A 24052-nucleotide genomic window follows, 5' to 3' on the forward strand; every position below is an offset into this window, starting at 1 on the left:
CGAACCCTACGTCAATTACGTGGCTGGGGGATCCCCGGAAGAGTGACCTGAATCCGGCATCCACGTGCGGATTCGGCCACTCCGATGCGACCGCCGTGCAGATCGACCGCCCAGCGGGCGATCGCCAGCCCCAGCCCCGTACCGCCGTCGCCGCCCGGACCGTGCGGGGAGGCGGCGCTGCCGCGGTTGAACCGCTCGAAGACCTTGTGCCGCTCCGACTCCGGGATACCCGGGCCCTCGTCCAGCACCTCGAGGTCGAGCGACTCGGGCTGCGGCCCGCGCCGGGCCCGTACCGTCACGCGCCCGTGCGGCGGGGAGTGCTTCACGGCGTTGTCGATGAGGTTCGCGACCACCTGGTGCAGCCGCTCCGCGTCCGCGTGGGCGGTCAGCTCCGGCGGCGAGACGTCCAGGTGGAGGTGCACGTCCTTGCGGGTGTGGTTGCCGGAGCCGGAGCTCAGGCCGCGCTGGGCGGCGGCCAGGTTGGCCTCCTTCAGCACGCCCGAGAGGTACGGCCACACCTCGAAGCGCCGCGACCGGAGTGGTACGACACCGTTGTCGAGCCGTGACAGATCCAGCAGCGTCTCGACCAGCCGGCCCAGCCGCTCCGTCTGCTTCAGCGCCGTCCGCATGGTCTCCGGATCGGCCGCCGACACCCCGTCCACGACGTTCTCCAGCACCGCGCGCAGCGCCGCGATCGGCGTGCGCAGCTCGTGCGAGACGTTGGCGACCAGCTCCTTGCGGTGCCGGTCCACCGCCTCCAGGTCGTCCGCCATGCGGTTGATCGTGGAGGCCAGGTCGCCCAGCTCGTCCCGGCGGTCGGCGCCGCGCACCCGGCGGGTGTAGTCGCCGTGCGAGATCGACTTCGCGACCGTGTTCATCTCGTCCAGCGGCGCCGTCAGGCCGTGCGCCACGAACTGGGTGATCAGCAGCGTGGCTATCACCGAGAAGACGGTGATGAAGCGCAGCTCGGTCTCCGTGCGCAGGGCCACCATCAGCAGCCCGGTCGTGATGAAGACCGAGACGACGACGAGCGTGCCCAGCTTGGTCTTGATCGAGATCGTGACCGGCCGGAGCCGCAGCCGCGAGCGGAGCCCGAGCCGGAGCCGCGAGCGGAGCCGGGGCCGCGAGCCGGGCCGCGCTGGCCGCCGGCTCATGGCGCCGGGGTCTCCAGCGCGTACCCGACGCCGTGGACCGTACGGATCCGCTCCGCGCCGATCTTGCGGCGCAGCGCCTTGATGTGGCTGTCCACGGTCCGGGTGCCGGAGGCGTCCGCCCAGTCCCACACCTCGGCGAGCAGCTGCTCGCGCGAGAGCACCGCCCTCGGCGTGTTGGCCAGGCAGACCAGCAGGTCGAACTCGGTCGGGGTCAGGTGCACGTCGTCACCCTTCACCCGGACCCGGCGCTGCGCGTGGTCGATCTCCAGCTCGCCGAGGCGGAGGATGCCGCTGCGCGGCGTCACCGCGGCGAGCGCCGCCCGCTCCACCCGGCGCAGCAGCACGTGCACCCGGGCCGCCAGCTCCCGCATCGAGAACGGCTTGGTCATGTAGTCGTCCGCCCCGACCCCGAGCCCGACCAGCATGTCGGTCTCGTCGTCGCGGGCGGTGAGCATCAGTACCGGTACCGGCCGCTGGGCCTGCACCCGGCGGCACACCTCCAGGCCGTCGAAGCCCGGCAGCATGACGTCGAGGACCATCAGGTCCGGCTGCCAGGCCTCGGCGGCGTCCACGGCCGCCGGGCCGTCCGTCGCCGTCTGCACCAGGAAGCCCTCGGCCCGCAGCCGCGCGGAGATGGCCTCGACGATGGTGGTGTCGTCCTCGACGACCAGCACGCGGCGCTGGGCACCCGGCGTGACCGCCGTACCGGTGTTGCTGGTGTGTGTCTGCTCCATCGCCCCGCCCCTGTTCGCGTACGCCTCGCATGCGTCGCGAACCGCGTGTAGATCCGTGTGTCAGGCCAGCAGCCTAAAGGCACGGACCGGCTCCCGGCTACGCAGGGCGAACGGCGAGGTGGACCACGTCCGGTACGCCCCGGGCAACGGGGATTTCTTCGGTTCTTACCCCGCTGAATCCGGCATTCCGCAATGACTCTTCGAAATCGGCCGACGGCTGCGCGGACCAGACCGCCAGGATTCCGCCGGGGTTGAGGCGGGCCGCGCAGGCCGCCAGACCGGCCGGCGAGTAGAGGCTGTCGTTGTCCTCGGTGACGGTCCAGTCCGGCCCGTTGTCGATGTCCAGGCAGAGCGCGTCGTACGTGTCGGGCGAGGTGCGGACGTACTCGACCAGGTCGGTGTGGAGCAGGACCGTGCGGGGGTCGGCGAGCGCGGCCCCCGAGATGGCGGCGAGCGGGCCTTCGCGGTGCCAGTCGATGATCGCCTGCTCGCGCTCGACGACCGCGATGCGGCCCCAGGCGGGGTTCGCGGCGGCGTGGGCGAGGGAGAAGCCGACGCCGAGGCCGCCGATGAGGACGCAGGCGCCCGGGCGTGCGCCGTGCGCCTCGAGGGCGGCGAGCGCCGCGTCGACGAGCAGCCGCTCCGAGCGGCCGTCGGAGGTGTCCATCAGGAAGGTGCCGTTGGCGATGATCTCGAAGTGGTCGTCGCCGCGTCGGCGCAGCACCACTTCGCCGTACGGGCCTTCGCGTCGGTCGAGGGTCGTGACTGCCATGGGTTCCAGGTTAGTGAGTCGGAGGAACGGCCGGGGAAGTGCCGCCGCCGGCCCGGGACTTGGTGCGGGCGGGGCGTGCCGGTGTGATTCACGTCATGGGCGGCCGGTTGATGGTCGCGTCGGCTGATGGGGCAAGGTGTGAGCGGGGGTTGTCGGGGGGTGTCGAGGAGAGGCGAAAGGCGGCCCGCGGTGCACCGGCTCAAGGCGGCGCGCGAGACGGACGACGGCGGCGTGGGGCTCGCGAGCGCGGATGCTTGCGGCGTGGGGCTCGCGAGCGCGGAGGCTTCGGGCGCCGGTTCGTCGAGGTCGTGGCGCGGCGCCGGCCGGCTGCTGCCCACACCGACCGGTACGCCCTTCACCTTCTGCTACGCCCTCGTTCTCGTCGCCACCTCGCTCTTCGCCGAGTACGGCGACGCCGCCACCGTCTCCGCGCTGCTGCACGGCTCCAGCACCGACGTCGCCCACCTCTCCCGGACCCCTCTGCTCGTCCTGGTCGCGAGCGCGCTGTGGGTCGCGGGCGGTCTCTTCTCGCCGTACGCCATCGGCTTCGTCTTCGTCCTCACCGCGCTGGAGCGCCGCATCGGGGCCTGGCGGGCCGCCGCGGTGTTCCTGGTGGGGCACGTGGTGGCGACGCTGGCGACCGAGATCCCGGTGGCCCTGTCCGTCCTGGCGGGCCATCTGCCGCACACGTCCCTGCACCGCCTCGACTACGGCATCAGCTTCGGCCTGATGGCGAGCGTCGGCGCGCTGGCCGGGCTGCTGAACCCGATGGCGCGGGCCGTCGTGCTCGCGTGGGTGTCCGTGATGCTGCTCCAGGACTTGCTGGCGCTGGAGGATCCCCTCAGCAACTGGGGCCATCCGCTGGCCCTGTTGGTCGGCGTCGGCGGCTGGCCGCTGGCGCGGCGGGCGGCGCGGCGGAGGCAGGAGTGATGGCGACAGCGGCGACGAGAACACCCCTAGGGGGTGCCACTGACAAGGCTCAGTCGTATGCGCTCGACGCCCGCGCGCCAGGGGGCGCCCTCCGCCCCGGCCCAGAGCTCCAGCAGCTCGGACGGCTCCGACACGACCCGGTCCAGGGCGTCGAGGGCGAGGCGGCGCAGCGGCGTGAGGTCGGGGAGGGGTTCCTCGGGGCCGTAGACCGGATCGGTGGGCTCTCCGCCGGGGCACTGCGCGGCGACCAGGGCGGCCGCGGCGACGGCCGTGTCGGCGACGTCCGCGTCCAGGTGGCCGGTGGTGCCGGCGGCGCGGGCGAGGGCGTCGCGGAGCAGGCCCGCGCGCTCGTCCTCCGCCGCCTCGTCGAGGTCGCCGGCGAAGTCGGCGGCGATGTCGTTGTCGAAGGGGCCGGTGTCCCAGGTGCCCATGTGCCTCTCCCGCGTGTGGTGGTGTCCCGGCATGGTGGCAGGCACCTCTGGCAACGCCCACCGGCGTGATCGCTGTCAGCGAACGCGTACCGGGGAACACCTGACGGCTCGCAAGCATTGAGTGGGTACAGCTCAACTTGACTGCCGAAGGGGAGATCATGGCTTCGTCGTCCACACCGCTCACCTTGCCCGTGCTGCCGCTCGATGACGAGGTCGTCCTGCCGGGGATGGTGGTGCCCCTGGACCTCACCGACAGTGAGGTGCGTGCCGCCGTCGAGGCCGCTCAGGCGGCGGCCCGGACCGAGGGGGACGCGAAGGGCAAGCCGAAGGTGCTGCTGGTGCCCCGCATCGACGGCACGTACGCCGGTACCGGCGTCCTGGGCACGGTCGAGCAGGTGGGCCGGCTCTCCGACGGGGACCCCGGCGCGCTCATCCGCGGCCGGCACCGGGTCAAGATCGGCGCCGGGACGACCGGACCGGGCGCCGCCCTGTGGGTCGAGGGCGCGCAGGTCGAGGAGAAGGTCCCGGACCCGCTGCCCGGCGCGGTCGCCGAGCTCGTCAAGGAGTACAAGGCCCTCGCCACCAGCTGGCTGAAGAAGCGCGGCGCCTGGCAGGTCGTGGACCGCGTCCAGCAGATCGACGGGGTCTCCGCCCTCGCCGACAACTCCGGCTACTCGCCCTTCCTGACCACCGCTCAGAAGGTGGAGCTGCTGGAGACCGAGGACCCGGTCGCGCGGCTGAGGCTCGCCACCGAGCAGCTGCGCGAACACCTCGCCGAGCAGGACGTCGCCGAGTCGATCGCCAAGGACGTCCAGGAGGGCGTCGACAAGCAGCAGCGCGAGTTCCTGCTGCGCCGTCAGCTCGAAGCCGTACGCAAGGAGCTGCGCGAGCTCAACGGCGACTCCGGCGACGGCGACGAGGCCGACGACTACCGGACCCGCGTCGAGGCCGCCGACCTGCCCGAGAAGGTGCGCGAGGCGGCGCTGAAGGAGGTCGCCAAGCTGGAGCGGTCCTCGGACCAGTCGCCCGAGGGCTCGTGGATCCGCACCTGGCTGGACACGGTCCTCGAGATGCCGTGGAACGAACGCACCGAGGACCAGTACGACATCAAGGGCGCCAAGGAGACCCTCGACGCCGAGCACGCGGGCCTGGAGGACGTCAAGGAGCGGATCACCGAGTACCTCGCGGTGCGCAAGCGGCGCGCCGACCGCGGCCTGGGCGTCGTGGGCGGGCGGCGCGGGGGAGCCGTCCTGGCGCTGGTCGGGCCTCCGGGTGTCGGAAAGACCTCGCTCGGCGAGTCCGTCGCGCACGCGATGGGCCGGAAGTTCGTGCGCGTCGCCCTCGGCGGCGTACGCGACGAGGCGGAGATCCGCGGTCACCGGCGTACGTACGTGGGCGCGCTGCCCGGCCGGATCGTACGGGCCGTCAAGGAGGCCGGGTCGATGAACCCGGTGGTCCTGCTCGACGAGATCGACAAGGTGGGATCCGACTTCCGCGGCGACCCGGCGGCGGCGCTGCTGGAGGTGCTGGACCCGGCCCAGAACCACACGTTCCGCGACCACTACCTGGAGGTCGAGCTCGACCTGAGCGACGTCGTCTTCCTGGCCACGGCCAACGTCCTGGAGGCCATCCCGGAGGCGCTGGCCGACCGCATGGAGATCGTCCGCCTCGACGGCTACACCGAGGACGAGAAGATCGTCATCGCCCGGGACCACCTGCTCCCGCGCCAGCTGGAGCGGGCCGGCATCGAGGCGGGCGAGGTCGCCATCGACGAGCCGGCGCTGCGCAAGCTGGCCGGCGAGTACACGCGCGAGGCGGGCGTGCGGAACCTGGAGCGGTCGATCGCCCGGCTGCTGCGCAAGGTCGCCGCCCAGCACGAGCTCGGCGAGCGGGAGCTGCCCTTCACGATCGGCGAGGACGATCTGCGCGGGCTCATCGGGCGCCCGCACCACGTGCCCGAGTCCGCCCAGGACCCGGCCGAGCGCCGTACCGCCGTGCCGGGCGTGGCGACCGGTCTCGCGGTCACCGGCGCGGGCGGTGACGTGCTCTTCGTGGAGGCGTCCCTGGCCGACCCGGAGACGGGCGCGGCGGGTCTGACCCTGACCGGCCAGCTCGGCGAGGTGATGAAGGAGTCCGCGCAGATCGCGCTGAGCTTCCTGCGCTCGCACGGCGCCGAGCTGGAACTGCCGGTCACGGGCCTGAAGGACCGCGGCGTGCACATCCACTTCCCGGCGGGCGCGGTCCCGAAGGACGGCCCGAGCGCGGGCATCACCATGACGACGGCGCTCGCCTCCCTGCTGAGCGGCCGCCTGGTCCGCACCGACGTCGCCATGACGGGCGAGGTCTCGCTGACCGGGCGCGTCCTGCCCATCGGCGGCGTGAAGCAGAAGCTGCTGGCCGCCCACCGGGCCGGGATCACGACGGTGATCATCCCCAAGCGCAACGAGGCGGATCTGGACGACGTCCCGGCCGAGATCCTCGACAAGCTGGAGGTCCACCCGGTGACGGACGTCCGCCAGGTGCTGGAGCTCGCCCTCTCCCCGGCGACCTCGGAGGTCCCGGTCCAGACGGCGGCCTGACCGGTCCGACCGGCCCGACCCCACGGGACACCGACGGCCCGCTCGCCCGTACGTCGGCGAGCGGGCCGTCGTGCGCCCGCGCGCAGGCCCTACCCGTTACCGCGCCCCAGCGCGCGCAGCGCCTTGCCCCGATGGCTCAGAGCCAGGTTCACCGAGTCCGGGTTGCCGGACCGGCGGAAGTGGTCGGCCGCCTGCTGGTTGACGGTGACGGCCTCCTCGTACCGTCCCACGTCCACCAGCAGGCCGCCGAGCAGGAGCAGAGCCATGCCCTCTCCCTGGCCGTCGGCGGTCTCCCGGCAGATCTGCAGGTACCGCTCGAACGCGGGGAGGGACTGCTCGTACTGCCGGAGTCCCACGGTGACGATGCCGAGCCGGAACAGCGCCTGGCCTTCGTTGGCGCGGTCCTCTCGGGCCCGGAACAGCTCCGCGGCGCGCCGGTAGGCCGGGGCGGCTTCCCCGGGGCGGCCCATCTTCTCCAGGAGGTGGGCCAGGTGGAAGTGGACCTGGGACTCCCGTGCGCGGTCGCCCGTCCGCGGGTAGACGGCGGCGGCCCGCCGGTAGGCGGTGACGGCCTCTTCGTCCCGGTCCAGCGCCCGCAGGGCGCGGCACAGGTTGAGGAGCGCGGACCCTTCCATGCCGGCGAGGTCGATCTCCCGGAAGAGAGCGGCAGCGCGCTCGTACGTGGGGACGGCCTCGTCGTACCGGCCCTCGGCCATGAGCCCCTCGCCCAAGCGGTAGAGAGCCAGGCCCTCGCCACGGGGGTCGCCCGCCTCCCGGTACCGGTCGACGGCCTGTCGTACGACGGCCAGGGACTCCGCCTGCCGGCCCGCCGAGGAGAGGGCGTCTGCGAGGTGGAGCAGCGCTTCGGCCTCGCCGCGGCCGTTGCCGGCCCCGCGGAAGAGCTCGACGGCCTCCGTACAGACGGTGACGGCCTTCCTCGGCTTTCCCTGCCCGTTCAGGCCGCGCCCGACGACGGTGAGCGCGTGGCCCTCCCGGGCGCGGTCACCGGACCGCCGGTGCGTCGCGGCGGCGTGCCGGCCGGCGGCGACGGCGTCCGCGTGCCGCCCCGCCCTGAGCAGTGATTCGCCGAGTCCGCCGTACGCCGCTGCCTCGCCGCGTGCGTCACCGGCGGCGCGGAACGCGGTGACGGCCCGCTGCCGGGCGGTGACCGACTCCTCGACGCGCCCCAGCTCCATCAGCGCGGATCCGAGCCGGTCGAGTACTTCCCCCTCGTGCGCCGGGTCACCGGCCTCGCGGTAACCGGCAGCGGCCTGCTCGCAGACGGGCACGGCCTCCTCGTACCGGCCTTCGTACGTGAGGACGAGGGAGAGGCTGAGCAGCACCGCCAGCTCGCCGTCGCGGTCGCCGAGCTCCCGGCAGATTCCCAGCGCCTGCCGGTACGCGGTGATCGCCTCGGCGTGCCGGTGCAGCTGAGCGAGATGGATGGCGAGGGTGTGCAGCATCACGCGCTCGCGTTCGCGGTTGCCCGCCTTGCGGTAACCGGCGGCGGCCTCTTCGCAGGCGGTGACGGCCTCCTCGAACCGCTCCGTTCTGGCCAGGGCCTCGCTGCGGTTGGCCAGTGCGTGGGCCTCGCGCTCGTGGTCACCGGTCGCGCGCAGGAGTGCGGCGGCCTTGCCGCAGGCGGTGGCGGCCTCCGCGTAACGGCTCGTCTCCGTGCAGGCGTTGCCGAGGTTGATCAGTGCCGACGCCTCACCGTCGCGGTCGCCGAGCTCGCGGAAGACCGCCGCGGCCTGCTGCGTGGCGGTCACGGCCTCGTCGTAGCGCCGCGTGCGCAGCAGGGTGGTGCCGAGCCGGCTGAGCACCCGGGCCTCCTTGCCGCGGGCGCCGGTCTCGTGGAAGAGCGCGGCCGAACGCCGGTAGGCGGTGATCGCCTCGTCGAGCCGGTCCGTCTCGTACAGGGCGTCGGCCAGATTGCTGAGGGAGTCCGCCTCGCGGGGGCGGTCGCCGTTCTCGCGGTAGATGGTCGCGGCCTGCCGCGTGGGGGCGAGTGACTCCTCGTACCGCCCCTGATTGACGAGGGCGTTGCCGAGGTTGTGGAAGGGCAGGCCCTCACGGCGGCCGCCGCCGGTGTCGCCGGGTCCGCCGGTCTCGTCGGAGAGGGCGGCTGCACGTCGGCTGACCTCGGCCGCCTCGGCGTGCCGCTTCGCGGCCGTCAGCGCATTGCTCAGGTTGGTGAGCGCCGCGACCTCGAAGATCCGCGGCCGGGCGCCCCGGAAGGCGGCCGCGGCGCGTTCGCAGGCGGCGACGGCCTCGTCCGGGCGGCTGTCGTCGGCCAGGGCGGTGCCGAGGTTGGTCAGTGCGGTGGCTTCCAGGACGCGGGCACCGGTCCGGCGGAAATGGCCGGCGGCACCGTCGAAGAGGGCGGCCGCGTCCTTGGAGCGTCGCATGCCCATCAGGGCGTGGCCCGATTCGAGGAGCAGCTCGGCGGCACGACGGCGGTCACCCCTTTCGAGGTGGACGGCGGCGGCCCGCTCCACGGCGGCGACGGCCTCCTCGAAACGCCCCAGGCGAGCCAGGTCCTGGCCGGTCTTCCCCAGCGACACGGCGAGGTCGGCGCGTTCGGCACCGGCGAACGTCTCGTCCAGCCGCCGGTACAGCTCCGCCGCTTCCCGCGTGGCGGCCAGAGCCTCCTCCCGGACCTTGCTCGGGGTGCGTGCGAGTCGGCCGCGTACGTCGGCGTGCTCGGGGAGGTCGACCGTGGGGTGGGCGAGCGCCAACTGCCGGAAGAGGTCGTCGGCCTCCCGTGTGACGGCCAGGGCCCGCTCCTCGTGGCCCAGGGCGAGCAGCCGGGTCCCGAGGTTGTTCAGGACCTTGGCCAGACCGAGGCAGTGGGCGGCGAAGTCGGTGTCGGCCAGTCGACGCTGGATGACGACGGCCTCCTCGGCCGGAGCGAGGGCCTCCTCCCCGCGGCCCACGTCCGCCAGGAAGTCCCCGAGGCTGATCAGCGCGGACGTCAGGTCGGGTTGGTGGGCGTCGGGGTTGGCGTCCGCCAGCTGCCGGTACAGGTCGGTGGCCACCTCCGTGAGCTCGAGGCCCTCCTCGGGGCGGCCCGCGGCGCGCAGCGCGGCCCCGAGGTGGGTGAGCGCCATGGCGAAGTGATGCCGCTCGGCGTCGGGGTCGGCGTCGGCGAGGCGCCGGTACAGCTCGACCGCCTCCTCACCGGCGGCCAGACCCTCCTCGGTGCGGCCCGCGTCGATCAGGCGCAGACCCAGGTTGTCGAGCAGTCCGGCCAGGTCGGGCCGGTACACGGGGTCGGCGTGGGCCAGGCGCCGGTACAGCTCGGCCGCCTCCTGCGTGGCGGCCAGGGCCTCCTCGGGCCGGCCGTGCCGGGACAGCCGGTTGCCGAGCCCCGCCAGCGAGTCCGCCAGGCGGTCCTGGTGGGCGTCGGGGTCGGCGGCGGCCAGGCGGCGGCTGATCGCCACGGATTCCTCGGCGGCGAACAGCGCCTCCTCCCAACGGCCGGCGGCGGACAGCCGGTCGCCGAGGACGCTGAGGGAGTTCGCCAGCTGAGGAAGATGGCCGGGGTCGCTCCCGGCGAGCTCACGGTGCAGGCGCACGGCCTCCTCGGCGGGGCCGACCGCCTGCTCCCGGCGGCCGGCGTTGGCCCGGCGCCACGCCAGCGTGCCGTACAGCCAGGCGCGTCGGCCGAGGTCCGTGGTCGTGGCCAGACGGTGCGCGATCAGGGTCTCGGCAACGGCCAGTATTCCGCTGTCCAGGTCCGCGTGGCGCCCCGAGGGCAGCTGTGCTTCGACGGCCTCCAGGACCGCGAGCAAAGAGGGCTCGATGCGCGCCTCGTCCGGGCCGCTCGCCCCGCCCGTGTCGGCGAGGGCGGCGAGCGCGGTCAGGGCGGGGCTGCCGGCCGCGATCGCGAGGCCCGGTTCGGCGCGCAGCAAGGGGTAGAGCACCCGCTCGCCGAGATGGGCCCAGCGGTCGGCGGCGGACGCGAGGAACGTCACCGCCCGCGGGGCCACGGTGGGCCTCAGCTCACCGTCCAGCAGGGCGGCCGGGACCCCGCCCGCCCACGGGTCCGGGTCGTATGCGCTGACGTCGTGCCCGGGGGTGAGCAGGCCGAGGAAGTCCTCGGCGAGCCGGTCGGGGTAGAGCGGCTCCAGGACCAGCTCACGGTCGGAGGGCGGGTAGCAGAACCGGTGGTCGAGGAGGAGATCCTGCGGGTGGCCCGGCAGGTCGAGGGCGCGCAGCGCCCGCGTGCCGGCGTCGTGGCTCACCGCACCGGTGAGGGCGGCGGTGAACACCGTCCTGGCCATGACCGAGGGCCGGGTCCGGTAGTCCTGGCCGTGTCCGCCGGCGTCGAACAGCCGCTGCCACGCCCGGTATTCGCGGTCCAGGAGGTAGGCCGACAGCTCGTGCGGCTCCGCCAGGGACGGCCGCTCACCGCGCGCGTGGGCGTCGACGGAGACCAGGGCGGCCATGTGCAGGTTCAGCGTGAGCCCGAAGTCGCGGTGGTGCAGGGAAGCGGGCGGATCGACGCCTGCGAGGTCCGGCAGGTCGTACAGGTCACTCGCGGCGAAGCGGTCCCGAGCGGCGGTGAACATCCGCGGCCGGTCCGCGTCCAGGGAGGGGAGAAGCAGGTCGCCGGTGGCGGCGCGGCGGTCGGCGAGCTCCCCGCGGAGGGCCGCGAACCACCGGACCGTGCGGCCGATCAGCAGGACGCGCGTGGGCCGCTGCCGGTGCAGGACGGGCTCGGACAGCAGGCGTTCCAGCTCGCTGTGCGCCCAGCGGTCGGCGTAGTCGACGACGAGGAGCACTCCGGCCCCTTCCGCGGGGGAGGGTGCCATGTCGCCCGTGGCTGGGGCTCCGCCCCGGAAGCCCGCCTGGAGGACCTGCCAGCGCTCGGCCTCCGGCAGGCCGGGGCTCCGGGAGTGTTCGGCGAACTCCAGGGCGAGCCGGGTCTTGCCCTCCCCGCCGGGAGCGTGCAGCAGCAGCACCGAAAGCCGCGCGTCCGGCGCGTCCCGCCACTGCCGCAGCCGCTCCAGCTCCGCCTTTCGGCCGACGAAGGGGACGACGTGGCTGCGCGCGTCGAGGAGACGGCTGGGCTGCGCCATCAGCCACGCGGTGTCCGGGGCGGCCGGGGCGGGTAACGCCTCGATCGTGGGCCGCCGCGTCCCGTAGTAGTGGTTGACGGTCGCGGTGGCGTTCGGACCCTGTGCCGCCACCGCGCCGGCGGCGAGATGCTGTTCGTAGCGCGGCTCGGTCAAGACTCACCGGTGGGCGCCTGGGCCGGCGAACCGCCGGGTGCGTAATGGTGGTGGTTGATGGTCACGGCCGCTCCCGGGCCCTGTGCGCCCGCGCCACCGTTGTGGACCACCTGGCTGTAGACGCCGCCGCCGGTTCCTGTCGCGCGCAGCGCCGCCCCGAGGGCGCGGATCTCGCCGTCGGCGCCGGGCTGCCCGGCGATCAGTTCGCGCAGCAGCTCCTCGCTCTCGGACGAGCGGTCGGCGTTCCTCTCCAGGGCCGCCCCGAGCCGGGCCGCCCAGTCGTCGTGCGCGGCGCCCAGGGCCGACTCGTCGCCCCGCTCACAGGCGCTGAGGACGGTTTCCCGGGCCTGCTCCAACTCCGCCTCGGCAGCGGCGGCTTCGTCGGCCCGGCCGCGCCCGAGCAGCCGGACGAAACCCCGCTTCGTGTGGTCCCAGGCGTCCGTCGTCATCGCTGTGACGAGCGTGGTCGCGGCGGTGGCGGCGACGGCCGCGACGGCGGGGTCCAAGGCGATCTCCTCCAGGGAACTCGACCACTTCGAGGGCACAAGTGTGCCATTGGGCCGCGGCTGACGCGCTGGGTTCACTCGGCGTGGTTCCGGCCAACTTCCCTGCGGGGAGGGCGATCTGTGGAGGTGGGCCTCACTGTGAGGCCCACCTCCACCGCCGGGGTGGGCTCAGCCGTAGGCGAGGGCCTGGAGGCGGTCGTGGGCGCCGTTGAACTTGTTGTGGTCGCCGACGATCGGGCCCGTGGAGGTGTACTGCCACATCGTGTAGTACGCCCAGCCGGCCGGGAGTTCGCCGACCGTCGTGTTGTAGCGCGCCACCCACAGGGGGTTGGAGGCGCCGAAGCCGCCGTAGTTGCCGGTGCACTGCTTCCACCAGGTGGTGGCGGTGTAGATCACCGCGTCGCGGCCCGTGCGGTACTTGTAGCGGTTCAGGAAGTCGCGGATCCAGGTGACCATCGCCGCCTGGGTCTTGCCGTAGCAGGTGCTGCCGTACGGGTTCCACTCGATGTCCAGGACGCCCGGCAGGGTCCTGCCGTCGCGGGACCAGCCGCCGCCGTTGTTCACGAAGAAGTCGGCCTGGGCGGCACCGGACGTGGTGTCGGGGGTGGCGAAGTGGTACGCGCCCCGGATCATGCCGACGTTGTAGGAGCCGTTGTACTGCTGCGCGAAGTAGGGGTTCTCGTAGTACGTCCCCTCGGTGGCCTTCACATAGGCCCACTTCACGCCGCTGGTCCACAGGGCCGGCCAGTTCACGTTGCCCTGGTGGCTGGAGACGTCCACGCCCTCCGTCTGGACGGCGCGCCCGGTCGGCGGCAGGCCGCCCACGCCGTCGTGGGCGGGGACACCCATACCCATGTACGCGGTGCCCCGGGCGGGCCGGTCGGCGGCGGCCGCCGTGCCCGGGAGGGTGAGCAGGAGGGCCAGTACGGAGAGGAGGAGGACGGCGGCTCTGGCGGGGGGTCTGGTGGTTCCGGATCTGTGCACGGACATGGCGTGCCTCCGAAAGTGGGGATCGCTGACATGGTGTGGACATGTCAGGGTGGCCTCCACGCTACGTGCGTAGACGACAGGCCGGAAGAGGGGCCGGAGACCGCCGTTGGTCTACGCCTGCGAAATACTGTGCACGCTGCGGCGACGCCCTGCCGCCGGGAGAAACTTTCAGTCTCAAAAGGAAGCGTGCGAGGGGTGTGACGTGCACAGAAGCGGTGCGGGAAGCGAAGCGGGAACAGCGGCGGACCAGGAATTCCTGGCCCTCGAAAGGGAGTTGTCCGTCCTCCTGCGCCGCGCCCGCGCCCAGTCCGGCGAGATGGCCCGCGAGGTCCACCCCGAGCTGGAGCCCGCCGCGTACGGGCTGCTCGTACGCCTCGACGCCACCGGCAGCCAGCGCGCCACCGACCTCGCCGCGTACTTCGGCGTCGGCAAGGCGACCATGAGCCGCCAGCTGCGCGCCCTGGAGGACCTCGGGCTCGTCGCCCGCGCCCCCGACCCCGACGACGGCCGCGCCTCGCTCGTACGCCTCACCGACGAGGGCCGCGCCCGCTTCCGCCACGTACGCGACGCCCGCCGCGCGCGCTACCGCCGCAAGCTCGCCGGCTGGGACCGCGCCGAGGTCGCCGAGCTCGCGCGGCTGCTGCACCAGCTGAACGCGGGCGGGGAAGAGACGTCGTAGGGCGTCAGGCCACCTCGCGCAGGGCGGCGCCGATGAGCGCCACGCCCTCGCCGATCACGGTGGGCGCACCGGCGGCGTACCCGAGGACCAGGCCCGGCGGCCCGGGCGACTGGCGGTGCCAGGACAGCGGCTGCGTCTTCACGCCGCGCGCCAGCGCCGCCTCGGCCAGCTCCGTGTCCGGGAACCGGCCGTCGAACGTGACCGTCAGGTGCAGGCCCGCCGCCGCGCCGTGGACCACCGCACCCGGCAGATGCGCCCCGATCGCGCCGATCATCGCGTCCCGGCGCTCCCGGTGCCGGCGGCGCAGCAGGCGCAGGTGCCGCTCCATCGCGCCCGACTCCATCAGGCGCGCCAGCACCAGCTGGGGCAGCACGGCGTTGCCCAGGTCGGCGAAGCGCTTGGCGTCCACGAGCGCCTCCCGGTACGCCGGCGGCGGCACCATCCAGCCGGTCCGCAGCGCGGGGGCGAGGAGCTTGGAGACGCTGCCGGTGTAGCAGACGTGGTCCGGCAGCACCGACCGCAGCGCCGGGACGGGCGGCCGGTCGTAGCGGTGCTCCGCGTCGTAGTCGTCCTCGACGATCAGGCCTCCCGTGCCGGTCGCCCACGCCATCAGCTCCCGGCGCCTCGCCCCGCTGAGCACCACGCCCGTCGGGAACTGGTGCGCCGGGGTCAGCAGGACCGCGGGGGCGCCGGTCGCGCGCAGCGCGTCCACGCGCACGCCCTCGGCGTCGACCGGCACGGCGGGCGTCGCCAGCCGCCGGTCCGCGAGGTGCTGGCGGGCGCCGAGCGCCCCCGGGTCCTCCACCGCCATGGCCGTGACGCCGTCCCGCTCGCGGAGCACCTCGGCGATCAGGCCGAACGCCTGCGCGGTGCCGGACGTGATGACCACCTCGTCCGGACGCGCCCGGAACCCCCGGTTGCGCGCCAGCCAGTCGGCCACGGCCCGCCGCAGCTCCGGCGCGCCGCGCGGGTCGCCGTACCCGAGGTCGTACGCGGACAGCTCGTGCAGGACGGCCCGCTCGGCGCGCAGCCACGCCGCGCGCGGGAACGCCGCGAGGTCCGGTACGCCGGGTGCCAGGTTGATCCGCGCGGGGGCGGCGCGCAGTACGTCGAAGACGTCGGGGGTGGGGGCGGTGGTGAACACCCCCTGCGCGGGGGCCGGTAGCCGGTCGGGCGCGGGCGCCGGTGCCCGGTCGGCGGTCCGTACGCGGCCGGGGGCTACGGGTCGTGCGACGGCCTCCTGCGGTCCGGCCTGCGCCCGGCCCGGCGGCAGCACCGGGGACGCCACCACGATCGTGCCGCCCCGCCGGCGACCCGCCACATGGCCGTCCTCCGTCAGCCGCTGGTACGCCTCCGTCACCACGCCGCGCGATACGCGCAGTTCGGCCGCGAGCACCCGCGTGGCGGGCAGCCGGCTGCCGACCGGCAGGCTGCCGTCCGCTATCGCGCGGCGCAGCCGGTCGGCCAGCCAGGCGGACATCCCGCCCACCGGGGCCTCGGCCAGGTTCAGTTGCAGGAAGTCCGCCCCGGCGGCCGTTATGGACCGGCCGGAAGCGTCACCATTGGACCTGTGCACCCGGCCATTGTGGCGCGAGGGTGGAGCCATGAACACCGAGTTCCTGCTGACGTCGCTGGTCGTCGTCGCCACCCCCGGCACGGGCGTCCTCTACACGGTCGCGGCCGGCCTCTCCCGCGGCACCCGCGCCGCCGCCGTCGCGGCGGTCGGCTGCACGCTGGGGACCCTGCCGCACCTGGCCGCCGCCCTCACCGGCCTCGCCGCGCTGCTGCACACCAGCGCCCTGGCCTTCCGGATCCTCACCTACCTCGGCGTCGCCTACCTCCTCTCCATGGCGTGGAGCACCCTCCGGGACAAGGACGCGTTCACGGTCGACGACCGGGACCGGGCGGCCGCGCCCCCGTCCGCCGCGCGGGTCATCGCCTCCGGGGTGCTGGTCAATCTGCTCAACCCCAAGCTCACCCTCTTCTTCTTCGCCTTCCTGCCCCAGTTCGTGACCCCGGGGGAGCCCGGCGCCCTGCCCCGCATGGTGCAGCTCAGCGCCGTCTTCATGGCGCTCACCTTCGTCGTCTTCCTCCTGTACGGGCGGTTCGCCGCCGCCATGCGCAGCCGCGTCCTGACCCGGCCCCGCGTCCTGACCTGGCTGCGCCGGGTCTTCGCGGGCGCGTTCGCGGCCCTCGGTGCCCGCCTCGCCTTCCTCTGAGACCCGAACACGGAGCCCTTCATGTACGTCCAGCACGCCGGCGCGCTCTGGCGGGACTTCCCCGAGCTCGCACCCGCCGTCATCCACGCCGAGGGCATCACCCCCCATGTCCCGGCGGACCGCCAGGTCGCCGCGTACACCGCACGGGCGGCGGACCGGCTCGCGGCCGCCGGCTCCGAGGGGCAGCTCCCCGAGATCCAGGCCTGGCGGCGCGCCTTCTCCCGCATGGGGCTCAAGCCGACCCAGTACCGCTGCGCCTCCGAGTCGCTGCTGCGGCGCCTGCGCAGGGAGGGATCCCTGCCCCGGATCCACCCCCTCATCGACCTCTGCAACGCCGTGTCCGTCGCGTACGCCATCCCCGTCGGCGTCTTCGACGTCTCCGCGCTCGCGCCGCCGTCGCTGGAGGTGCGGTACGCGCACGGCGACGAGACGTACGTGACGTTCGGCGGCGAGAAGGAGAACCCGGCGCCCGGCGAAGTGATCTACGCGGACCGGGAGGGGCAGGCGCACTCCCGGCGCTGGACCAACCGGCAGAGCGGCGCCTCCGCCGTGCGGGAGGAGACCGGCAGCGTCCTGATCATCGCGGAGGCGGTGCACGGGAGCGGCGCCGAGGACGTACGACGGCTCGCCGACACGCTCGCCGCCGAGTTGACGGCGCTGTGGAACACGACGCCGAGGACGGCGCTGCTGAGCCGCACGGCCCCGCGCTTCGATGCGTGAGCCGGCCGAAGGCCCGCTCGACGCCCCGCTCGACGCCCTGTCAGGGGCCGCCGCCCGGTGCGAGACTACGCGCGTGGGGAGGCCGAGGGGAGGCACGCAGTGGTGAGGGGCCGGACGAGCGGGGCGGTGCGAGCGGGCCTTGCCGCGGCGCTGAGCGGGGCGATCATGCTGGCGGGCGCGGGGTGCTCGCCGGAACTGCGTCCCCTGGCGGCGGTGTACGTGGACGAGCAGGGCACCGCCTACGCACTGCTGCGGTCGTGCGACGACACCGGCCGCGTGCGCGCCCCCGGGCTGCGCGGCACCGGCACCGGCACCGGTGCCGAGGGGGAGGAGCCGTGGGTCGGCTGGGACGCCCCCGGGCTGCACGAGGCCGCGGACTTCCCGCTGTTCGCGCCGCCCGCTCCCTGGGCGGCCGAGATCCGGGGCCCTCAGACCCTGCGCCCCGGCTACACGTACGAGCTCGCGTTCGCCGACCCCGACGACTCCTACGCCTACAGCACCTCGGTGACCTTCGACGCCGGCCAACTCGAGGCGGTGCCGCCCGGAGAGGTGCTGACCCTTGACGGCACCATGACGAGAGAGGCGTTCGAGGACCGGGCGCGCACGGCCTGTTGAAGGGCCCGGCTCCGGGACTTTTTGCGAAGTCCATAACCGGCCGACGGTGGCCGGAAGCGGGCCCTCGCCTTCATCATCGACCGATGATCAAGAAAGTACTGAGCGCGGTCCTCGCGGGCGCCGCGCTCCTCACCCCCACCGCTCACGCCGCCTCCCCCGCCCACCATCAGGCTCCCGGCTGGCAGCGGGTGGGGCACGACATCACCTCGGGCATCAGCGGCATCGCCGTCGACGCCACCCGCCGTGACGGTACGGCGGAGCTGCTCGCCGTGCGCGACAACAAGAAGCCGGGCGAGAACCGGCTCGTGGCCCTGAGCTACCGCCCGGGCGCCGAGCCCCGGCAGCGGGCCGTGGAGTGGAGCGGCGAGCCCGCCGTGGACCTGGAGGCGATCGACGGCGTTCCGGGCCGGCCGCACGAGTACGTCGCGCTCGCCAGCGGCGGCACGGCGTACCGCATCCACTGGGAGGGCGACACCGCCCGGGTGGTGGCGGCGTTCCCGGTGCCCGGCGTCTCCCCGGACGACAACTACGAGGGCTTCGCCCTCACCGCCGCCCGGAACGGGACGCTCATCGCCGTCTGGGCCGACCGGGGGCAGGACGAGCGTCCCGCGACCCTCTCCGCGGCCCGGTGGAACCCGGACGGGAACGCCTTCGGCACGCCGACCTCCGTCGCGTTCCGGGTCCCGTACCCGGCGCACGACGTACGGCACATATCGGACGTCAAGGTCTCCGCCACCGGCCGGATCACGGTCTCGTCCGCGTCCGACCCGGGCGACGACGGTCCGTACGACTCCGCCCTCTTCGACGCGGGCCGCGTAACCGCCTCGCCGGGCGGCGACGACCGGGTCCGCCTGGCCGTCCACCGCTCCCCGCACCGGCTCGCCACCTTCCCCGGCCACAAGATCGAGGCCCTGGCGTGCCTGCCGCACTCCCGCGAGGGGGTCGTCGCCACGGACGACGAGAACGAGGGCGGTTACGTCGCCGCCTCGGAGTTCTGCCGCCCCTGACCCATCCGTGGGCTCATCCGTGAGGTGCCGCCGCCCTTGCCGTCCCAGGGGCGGGTGCTTCTCACAGTTCCACGTACACCGCCGTCGCGTCGTCGTGCCGCTTCCCGCGTCCCGGCGGCCGCGTCCGCTCCAGCTCCCGCACCCGGGCGATCAGCCCGCGCGGGCCCTCCTTGCGGAGCACCTCGAAGCAGGCCGCCCAGTCGCCCGCGCCGAACACCTCCGTCCAGCGCGTCGCCCCGTCCGTCAGGGCCGCCAGCGCCCGCACCTCGCTCCGCGGTGTACGGCCCGTCACCGCCCGGGACGCCACCGACGGATCGGCGGCCGCGGTGAAGAAGCCGCCCTCCCGGTTGCGCACGGTCGCGTCGGCGATCGCGTGCGAGGCGAGCGAACCGGGTGGCAGCAGGGCGAGCCGGTCGTCGACCACCGCCCGCACCGACCCGTCCCAGCCCTCCAGCAGCAGGACCGAGTCGGAGAGCACCAGATACTCCACGGCCTCCCCGTCCCAGCGCGCCACCACCACCGTCGCCTGAGGCGTACGGACGTGAGAAAGGTCACACGTGCCGCGGTGGGCGTCCGCGGTGCGCCGGATTGCCTCCGACAGGATCGCGGTCAGCGTCATGTCCGGTCGCGAAGCGGACAGTTCGGTCAGCGCGCCACCGAGGCGGGTCGTGAACCACGGGACCGGATGCACACAACCCACGTCGCCCTCCAGGGGCGTCACCCCGTCCAGGGCGACCGCCACGCCGCCCTGCCCGGAGGCCGGTACGGCCACGGAAGCCCAGTCCTCGTTGGGGCGTTCCCGGTCACCCGGGACGGAGGAGATCTCGGTGTGCATGGCGCCCAGTCTGCCGGACCGCACACGACTCCTTCACAGCGCCCACAAGCGGTGCGAAGTGGCCCGCACCAGTGGGGCGGCGCCGGTGCGGGCGGACGCGTACGGGTGGAATGCCCGAGTCCGGGAAGGTGCGGGCGCGCATCCTGCCAAAGCCCGCGCCGAAGATCCAGCCCGGTGCGCGGACGGCCGGACGCCGGGCCTCCGGGCGAGTTGTTCGCCAACTCCGGAGTGTTGTTCACTCGTTCGGGTGGCGGAGTGGCCGATGCGTGCTGCCTACCCAAAAGCGCTGGAATGGTCGGAAGCCGTACCAGGGGTACCGAGGTACCGGGGGTGGGCCGACGACGCGGGTGAACGGCCGTCACCTCTGCTTCATGGGTGGACGAGTTCAAGAATGTGAGCACCGGTGCAGAAGCGCAGTGACACTCCCGGCGACCCTCAGCAGGCACCGGGCGGCCGCGGCGTACGGGTCCGCAGCCGGCTCGTGGCCGGCGTGGCGCTCGTCGGCATCACCGTCATCGGGGCCGGCACCCCCGCCGTCCTCACCGCCTCGGCGGACCTCAACGACTCCCAGCGGCTGGTGACGCTCGCCCAGCTCAACCGGCAGGCCGTCACCCTCGCCCACTCGCTCGCCGACGAGCGCGACGACGTCACCGCGTACATCGCCGCAGGGCGCGACGCCGGTGAGGACCGAGGTGAGGACCGCGACAAGGCCGTCGCCGCCGAGCACACGGCCCGCGTCGACCGCCAGATCGACGAGCTCATCGCCGAGGGCGACGCGCCCGCCGACCTGCGCCGGCAGCTCGACGCCGTGCCCGCCCTGCGGAGCGCCGCGCTCACCGGCGAGGGCTCCGCCATGGAGGCCTACCGCGCCTACAGCGACGTCATCGCCCGGCTCCAGGCCCTCGCCGCCGAGCTGGCCGACAAGACCCCCGCCCGCGCCGCCGATGCCGGCACCCGCGCCGCCGCCGAGCTCGGCCGCGCCACCGAACAGGCCTCCGCCACCCGCGGCCTGCTCCTCGCCGCCCTCGCCGTCCCCGGCGAGAAGAACGGCGGGACGACCGTCTACGACCCCGCCACCGGGCGCTTCGTCCCGCAGGACGACCCCGCCGACGCCGAGGCCGACCGCACGCGCGACGCGCTGAGCGCCGCCGCCCAGCAGGCCCGCGTCCGCGAGCAGGCCGCCCTCGCCGACTTCGGCCGGGACGCCTCGCCCGCCGCCCGCGACCGCCTCGCCGGCACCGTCACCGGCCCCGAGGTCAAGAGCGCCGAGGGCTACCTCGACCGCCTCACCGACCAGCCCAAGCTGTCCGGCGCCGAGCGGAAGACCGACGACGAGAAGGTCGCCGCCGCGCTCACCGCCCGCATCGAGCAGATGCGCGGCGTCGAGTCCGCCCTCGCCACCGGCGAGGTCGCCCGCATGGAGCGGCTGCGCGACGACGACGTCACCGCGCTGGAGCTGCGCATCGCGCTCCTCGGCGGCTGCCTGCTCGTCGCGATCGGCGTCTCCACCGCCGTCGCCCGCACGCTCACCCGGCCGCTCGCCGTCCTGCGCATCGGCGCCGCGCGCGTCGCCGCCGCGCCCGAGGTGGAGGAGCCGGTCCGCTTCACCGGCCGCAACGACGAGTTCGCCCAGGTCGTACGGTCCCTCAACACCCTGCACGGCAAGCTCCTCGACCTCGGCTCGCGCGCCGAGGCGCTGGACGCCGAGCGCGCGGACGCCGTCGCCGCCCGTGAGGCGCTCGCCGCCGAACTGGCGGGGCAGCGCGCCGAGCTGCGCGAGCGGACCGCCGAGGTCACCGCGGAGCTGGAGCAGCTGCGGCACAGCGTCCACCACACCTTCGTGAACCTCTCGCTGCGCACGCTCGGCCTCGTCGAGCGGCAGCTCGCCGTCATCGAGAAGCTGGAGGAGCGCGAGCAGGACCCGGAGCGGCTCGCCACCCTCTTCAAGCTCGACCACCTCGCCACGGTCATGCGCCGCCACAGCGAGAACCTGCTGGTCCTCGCCGGGCACGAGCACAACCACGCCCACCAGGGCCCGGTGCCGCTGGTGGACGTGCTGCGCGCCGCCGTCAGCGAGATCGAGCGGTACGAGCGGGTCACGATCCAGTCGCTGCCGCCGCACGCGTACGTCGCCGGGTTCGCCGCCGACGACCTCAGCCACCTGCTGGCCGAACTGCTGGAGAACGCCACCTCCTTCTCGCCGCCGGACGCCAAGGTCCAGCTCTCCGGCTGGCTGCTGGAGAGCGGCGAGATCATGCTCTCCGTCCAGGACGAGGGCATAGGGATGACGGAGGGCCGGCTCGCCGAGCTCAACGCCCGTCTCGCCGACCCCGACCCGGCCGGCGGCCGGGACCCGGAGGCCGAGGAGGGCGAGGGCCTCGGACTGCGGGTGGCCGCGCTGTTGGCGGCGCGCCACGGCGTCCGCGTACAGCTGCGCGAGCAGAAGCAGGGCGGCGTCACGGCGGTCGTCGTCCTGCCGAAGGCGCTGCTGCCCACCGAACCGGAGCGCATCGCGGCGCCCGCGGCCGCCGTGAACCTGCCCGGCTCCGTCGCCGAGGCGAACTCCAACGCGCTGCCGGGCGGCAGGGCCGTCCGGGACGTACCGGCACCGGCCGCGGACCCGGCTCCGGACGTCGATCCGCTGGTGGAGGCGGCGGAGTCGGCCATCCGCGAGGCGGAAGAGGCCGAGGAGGCCGAGGAGGTCGCGGAGGTTGAGGAAGCGGAAGAGGCGGACTACCTCACGGTCGCCGAGGCCACCCTCCAGGTCCGCGCCCCGCGCCCGCCGGAGGACGACGAGACGGTCGTCGACGAGTTCGAGGAGCCGGACGAGGCGGACGACGACTCCGAGGAGCCGCAGCGCCTCACCGACAAAGGCCTGCCCAAGCGCACGCCCAAGATCGTGACGACGTCCGAGCCGCGCACCGAGCGCAAGGGCGGCGTCGACGCCGAGGCGCTGCGCCGCCGGCTCGGCGGGTTCCACCGGGGCGCCCTGGAAGGCCGCCGCGACGCCGAGGCGGAGATCGCCGAGGCGGCAGCACCCACAGGAGACAACGACCAGACGGGGGACACAGTCGAGGAGGCACGCAGTTGACTGCGACGACCGGCACACCCGGGCTGAGCAGCGAAGCCCGCAACCTGCACTGGCTGCTGGGAAACCTCGTCGAGGAGGTGCCAGGAGTCCGTTCCGTAGCCGTGGTCTCGTCCGACGGGCTGCTCCTGCTCTCGTCCGACCCGGAGCGGAACACCCCCGCCGCCCCCTCCCCGCGCCGCTCCGACGGCCCCCGGGGCTCCAGCGCGGACCTCGCCACCATCGTCTCCGGCGTCGGCAGCCTCACCATCGGCGCCGCGAAGCTCATGGACGGCGGCGCGGTGAAGCAGACCATGATCGCCATGGAGGAGGGCAGCGTGTTCGTGATGTCGATCAGCGACGGCTCGCTGCTCGGCGTGCACGCCACGCCCGACTGCGACATGAGCGTCGTCGCGTACCACATGGCGCTCTTCGTGGGCCGCGCCGGACACGTGCTCACCCCCGAACTCCGCAGTGAACTGCGCAAGTCGATGGAGGCCGCCCAGTGATGTCCGCCGCTGCCGCGTCCGCCGCCGGCAAACTGCCGATACGCGGCGAGGGCCGGCGCCCCGCCCGCGTCCGCCCGTACTCGCTGACCGGCGGCCGCACCCGCTTCGGTCACGTCCTGCTCGTGGAGACGTTCGTCGCCGCGCTCGAAGCCTCGGAGGAGCGCCGGGAGCTGACGAACGGCGGCGGCCCGGGGTCCCGGGTGATGCCGGAGATGCGCGCCATCGTCGAGCTCTGCCGCCGGATGCGTACGGTCGCGGAGATCTCCGCGCTGCTGAAGATGCCGTTGGGGGTCGTCCGGGTGCTGCTCAGCGACCTGGCCGACCAGGGAAAGATACGTGTGTACGGGACCAACCACGGCACCGGCCGGCCCGACCGCGCACTGCTCGAAAGGGTGCTGGGTGGCCTCCGTCGTCTCTGAACAGTCTGCACAGTCCGAACCGTCCGCGCAGCAGCCGCAGGACCAGCTCCAGCCCTGGGAGCTCGACCGGACCCGCGCTCCCATCGCCACCAAGGTCGTCGTGGCGGGCGGCTTCGGCGTCGGCAAGACGACCTTCGTCGGGTCGGTCTCCGAGATCACGCCGCTCCAGACCGAAGCGCTGATGACGCAGGCCAGCGCGGAGACGGACGACCTCGCCGCCACGCCCGGCAAGACCACGACGACCGTCGCCATGGACTTCGGCCGCATCACGCTCGACGACGACCTCGTCCTGTACGTCTTCGGTACGCCGGGCCAGCAGCGGTTCTGGTTCATGTGGGACGACCTCGTGCGCGGCGCGATCGGCGCGGTCGTGATGGCCGACACCCGGCGGCTGACGGACTGCTTCCCGGCGCTCGACTACTTCGAGAGCTGCGGGCTGCCGTACGTCGTGGCCGTGAACCACTTCGAGGGGACGGAGCTGTTCGAGGTCGAGGACGTACGGGAGGCGCTGACCGTGCCGCCCGACGTGCCGATCGTGATCATGGACGCCCGGAAGCGGAACACGGTCGTCGAGTCGCTGCTGACGCTCGTCGCCCGCGCGCTCGAAACCACCCCCGAGTAACCCGAGCAAGAGTGAAGGAACCCCTCC

20 protein-coding genes are annotated in these 24052 nt (G+C 73.9%); 11 read left to right on the top strand and 9 right to left on the bottom strand.

From position 1 onward, the window contains the following. Positions 1-11: 11 nt before the first annotated feature. The 3 genes from ACIRNI_RS00720 to ACIRNI_RS00730 all read right to left on the bottom strand — a co-directional run bounded on the left by ACIRNI_RS00720 (position 12) and on the right by ACIRNI_RS00730 (position 2660). On the bottom strand, positions 12-1154 hold the full coding sequence (locus ACIRNI_RS00720) for an ATP-binding protein (RefSeq protein WP_403547078.1): 1143 nt from the start codon (positions 1152-1154) through the stop codon (positions 12-14). Further along, entirely contained in the window at positions 1151-1888 is a 738-nt protein-coding gene (locus ACIRNI_RS00725) for a response regulator transcription factor (RefSeq protein ID WP_355366417.1), read from the bottom strand. Before ACIRNI_RS00725 ends, ACIRNI_RS00720 begins: the two co-directional genes overlap by 4 nt. Before the next feature lie 97 nt (positions 1889-1985). Further along, positions 1986-2660 (bottom strand): spermidine synthase, encoded by a 675-nt coding sequence (locus ACIRNI_RS00730; protein WP_403547080.1) that lies wholly within the window; start codon positions 2658-2660, stop codon positions 1986-1988. Positions 2661-2849: 189 nt separating this feature from the next. Between ACIRNI_RS00730 and ACIRNI_RS00735 the strand changes: the two genes are divergently transcribed. Beyond that, entirely contained in the window at positions 2850-3590 is a 741-nt protein-coding gene (locus tag ACIRNI_RS00735) for a rhomboid-like protein (protein WP_403547082.1), read from the top strand. A 26-nt stretch (positions 3591-3616) separates the two neighbouring features. Here the strand turns inward: ACIRNI_RS00735 and ACIRNI_RS00740 are convergent, their stop codons facing one another. Continuing rightward, a complete protein-coding gene (locus ACIRNI_RS00740) occupies positions 3617-4021 on the bottom strand; it encodes a DUF4259 domain-containing protein (RefSeq protein ID WP_403547084.1) in 405 nt (134 codons plus the stop codon). 158 nt (positions 4022-4179) lie between these two features. Here ACIRNI_RS00740 and lon point away from each other — a divergent pair, with 158 nt between their 5' ends. Continuing rightward, complete coding sequence (gene lon, locus ACIRNI_RS00745) at positions 4180-6600, top strand: endopeptidase La (RefSeq protein ID WP_403547086.1); 2421 nt, start codon at positions 4180-4182, stop codon at positions 6598-6600. Between the two features lie 89 nt (positions 6601-6689). Here the strand turns inward: lon and ACIRNI_RS00750 are convergent, their stop codons facing one another. The 3 genes from ACIRNI_RS00750 to ACIRNI_RS00760 form a co-directional block, all read right to left on the bottom strand. Beyond that, on the bottom strand, positions 6690-11837 hold the full coding sequence (locus tag ACIRNI_RS00750; protein ID WP_403547088.1) for a tetratricopeptide repeat protein: 5148 nt from the start codon (positions 11835-11837) through the stop codon (positions 6690-6692). Further along, the gene (locus tag ACIRNI_RS00755) at positions 11834-12343 is read right to left on the bottom strand and encodes a hypothetical protein (protein WP_403547090.1); all 510 of its coding nucleotides are present in this window, start codon (positions 12341-12343) and stop codon (positions 11834-11836) included. The genes ACIRNI_RS00750 and ACIRNI_RS00755 overlap by 4 nt, the downstream gene beginning before the upstream one ends. Positions 12344-12511: 168 nt before the next feature. Next, the gene (locus tag ACIRNI_RS00760; RefSeq protein ID WP_403547092.1) at positions 12512-13333 is read right to left on the bottom strand and encodes a lysozyme; all 822 of its coding nucleotides are present in this window, start codon (positions 13331-13333) and stop codon (positions 12512-12514) included. Positions 13334-13535: 202 nt separating this feature from the next. Between ACIRNI_RS00760 and ACIRNI_RS00765 the strand changes: the two genes are divergently transcribed. Further along, entirely contained in the window at positions 13536-14012 is a 477-nt protein-coding gene (locus ACIRNI_RS00765; protein ID WP_403547094.1) for a MarR family winged helix-turn-helix transcriptional regulator, read from the top strand. A 4-nt stretch (positions 14013-14016) separates the two neighbouring features. Here ACIRNI_RS00765 and ACIRNI_RS00770 read toward each other — a convergent pair whose 3' ends face one another. Continuing rightward, positions 14017-15588, bottom strand: a complete 1572-nt coding sequence (locus ACIRNI_RS00770; RefSeq protein ID WP_403547096.1) for a PLP-dependent aminotransferase family protein — start codon at positions 15586-15588, stop codon at positions 14017-14019. Positions 15589-15616: 28 nt separating this feature from the next. Here ACIRNI_RS00770 and ACIRNI_RS00775 point away from each other — a divergent pair, with 28 nt between their 5' ends. The 4 genes from ACIRNI_RS00775 (at position 15617) to ACIRNI_RS00790 (ending at position 18573) form a co-directional block, all read left to right on the top strand. Then, positions 15617-16231, top strand: a complete 615-nt coding sequence (locus ACIRNI_RS00775; protein ID WP_403547098.1) for a LysE family translocator — start codon at positions 15617-15619, stop codon at positions 16229-16231. A gap of 21 nt (positions 16232-16252) precedes the next feature. Beyond that, the gene (locus tag ACIRNI_RS00780; RefSeq protein WP_403547100.1) at positions 16253-16951 is read left to right on the top strand and encodes a B3/4 domain-containing protein; all 699 of its coding nucleotides are present in this window, start codon (positions 16253-16255) and stop codon (positions 16949-16951) included. Positions 16952-17077: 126 nt separating this feature from the next. Beyond that, positions 17078-17566 (top strand): hypothetical protein, encoded by a 489-nt coding sequence (locus ACIRNI_RS00785; protein ID WP_403547102.1) that lies wholly within the window; start codon positions 17078-17080, stop codon positions 17564-17566. A gap of 83 nt (positions 17567-17649) precedes the next feature. Next, a complete protein-coding gene (locus ACIRNI_RS00790) occupies positions 17650-18573 on the top strand; it encodes a hypothetical protein (RefSeq protein WP_403547104.1) in 924 nt (307 codons plus the stop codon). 61 nt (positions 18574-18634) lie between these two features. Here the strand turns inward: ACIRNI_RS00790 and ACIRNI_RS00795 are convergent, their stop codons facing one another. After that, a complete protein-coding gene (locus ACIRNI_RS00795; protein ID WP_403547105.1) occupies positions 18635-19408 on the bottom strand; it encodes a hypothetical protein in 774 nt (257 codons plus the stop codon). A gap of 403 nt (positions 19409-19811) precedes the next feature. Between ACIRNI_RS00795 and ACIRNI_RS00800 the strand changes: the two genes are divergently transcribed. The 4 genes from ACIRNI_RS00800 to ACIRNI_RS00815 are packed head-to-tail and all read left to right on the top strand — an operon-like array spanning position 19812 to position 24025. Continuing rightward, on the top strand, positions 19812-22499 hold the full coding sequence (locus ACIRNI_RS00800; protein ID WP_403547106.1) for a nitrate- and nitrite sensing domain-containing protein: 2688 nt from the start codon (positions 19812-19814) through the stop codon (positions 22497-22499). After that, positions 22496-22984, top strand: coding sequence for a roadblock/LC7 domain-containing protein (locus ACIRNI_RS00805; RefSeq protein WP_403547108.1), 489 nt, complete (start codon positions 22496-22498; stop codon positions 22982-22984). Before ACIRNI_RS00800 ends, ACIRNI_RS00805 begins: the two co-directional genes overlap by 4 nt. Continuing rightward, positions 22984-23403, top strand: coding sequence for a DUF742 domain-containing protein (locus ACIRNI_RS00810; RefSeq protein WP_355366468.1), 420 nt, complete (start codon positions 22984-22986; stop codon positions 23401-23403). The genes ACIRNI_RS00805 and ACIRNI_RS00810 overlap by 1 nt, the downstream gene beginning before the upstream one ends. Then, the gene (locus ACIRNI_RS00815) at positions 23384-24025 is read left to right on the top strand and encodes a GTP-binding protein (protein WP_403547110.1); all 642 of its coding nucleotides are present in this window, start codon (positions 23384-23386) and stop codon (positions 24023-24025) included. The genes ACIRNI_RS00810 and ACIRNI_RS00815 overlap by 20 nt, the downstream gene beginning before the upstream one ends. The last annotated feature ends 27 nt before the right edge of the window (positions 24026-24052 follow it).

It is taken from the genome of Streptomyces sp. NPDC093546 (assembly GCF_044765045.1).
Classification (GTDB): domain Bacteria; phylum Actinomycetota; class Actinomycetes; order Streptomycetales; family Streptomycetaceae; genus Streptomyces.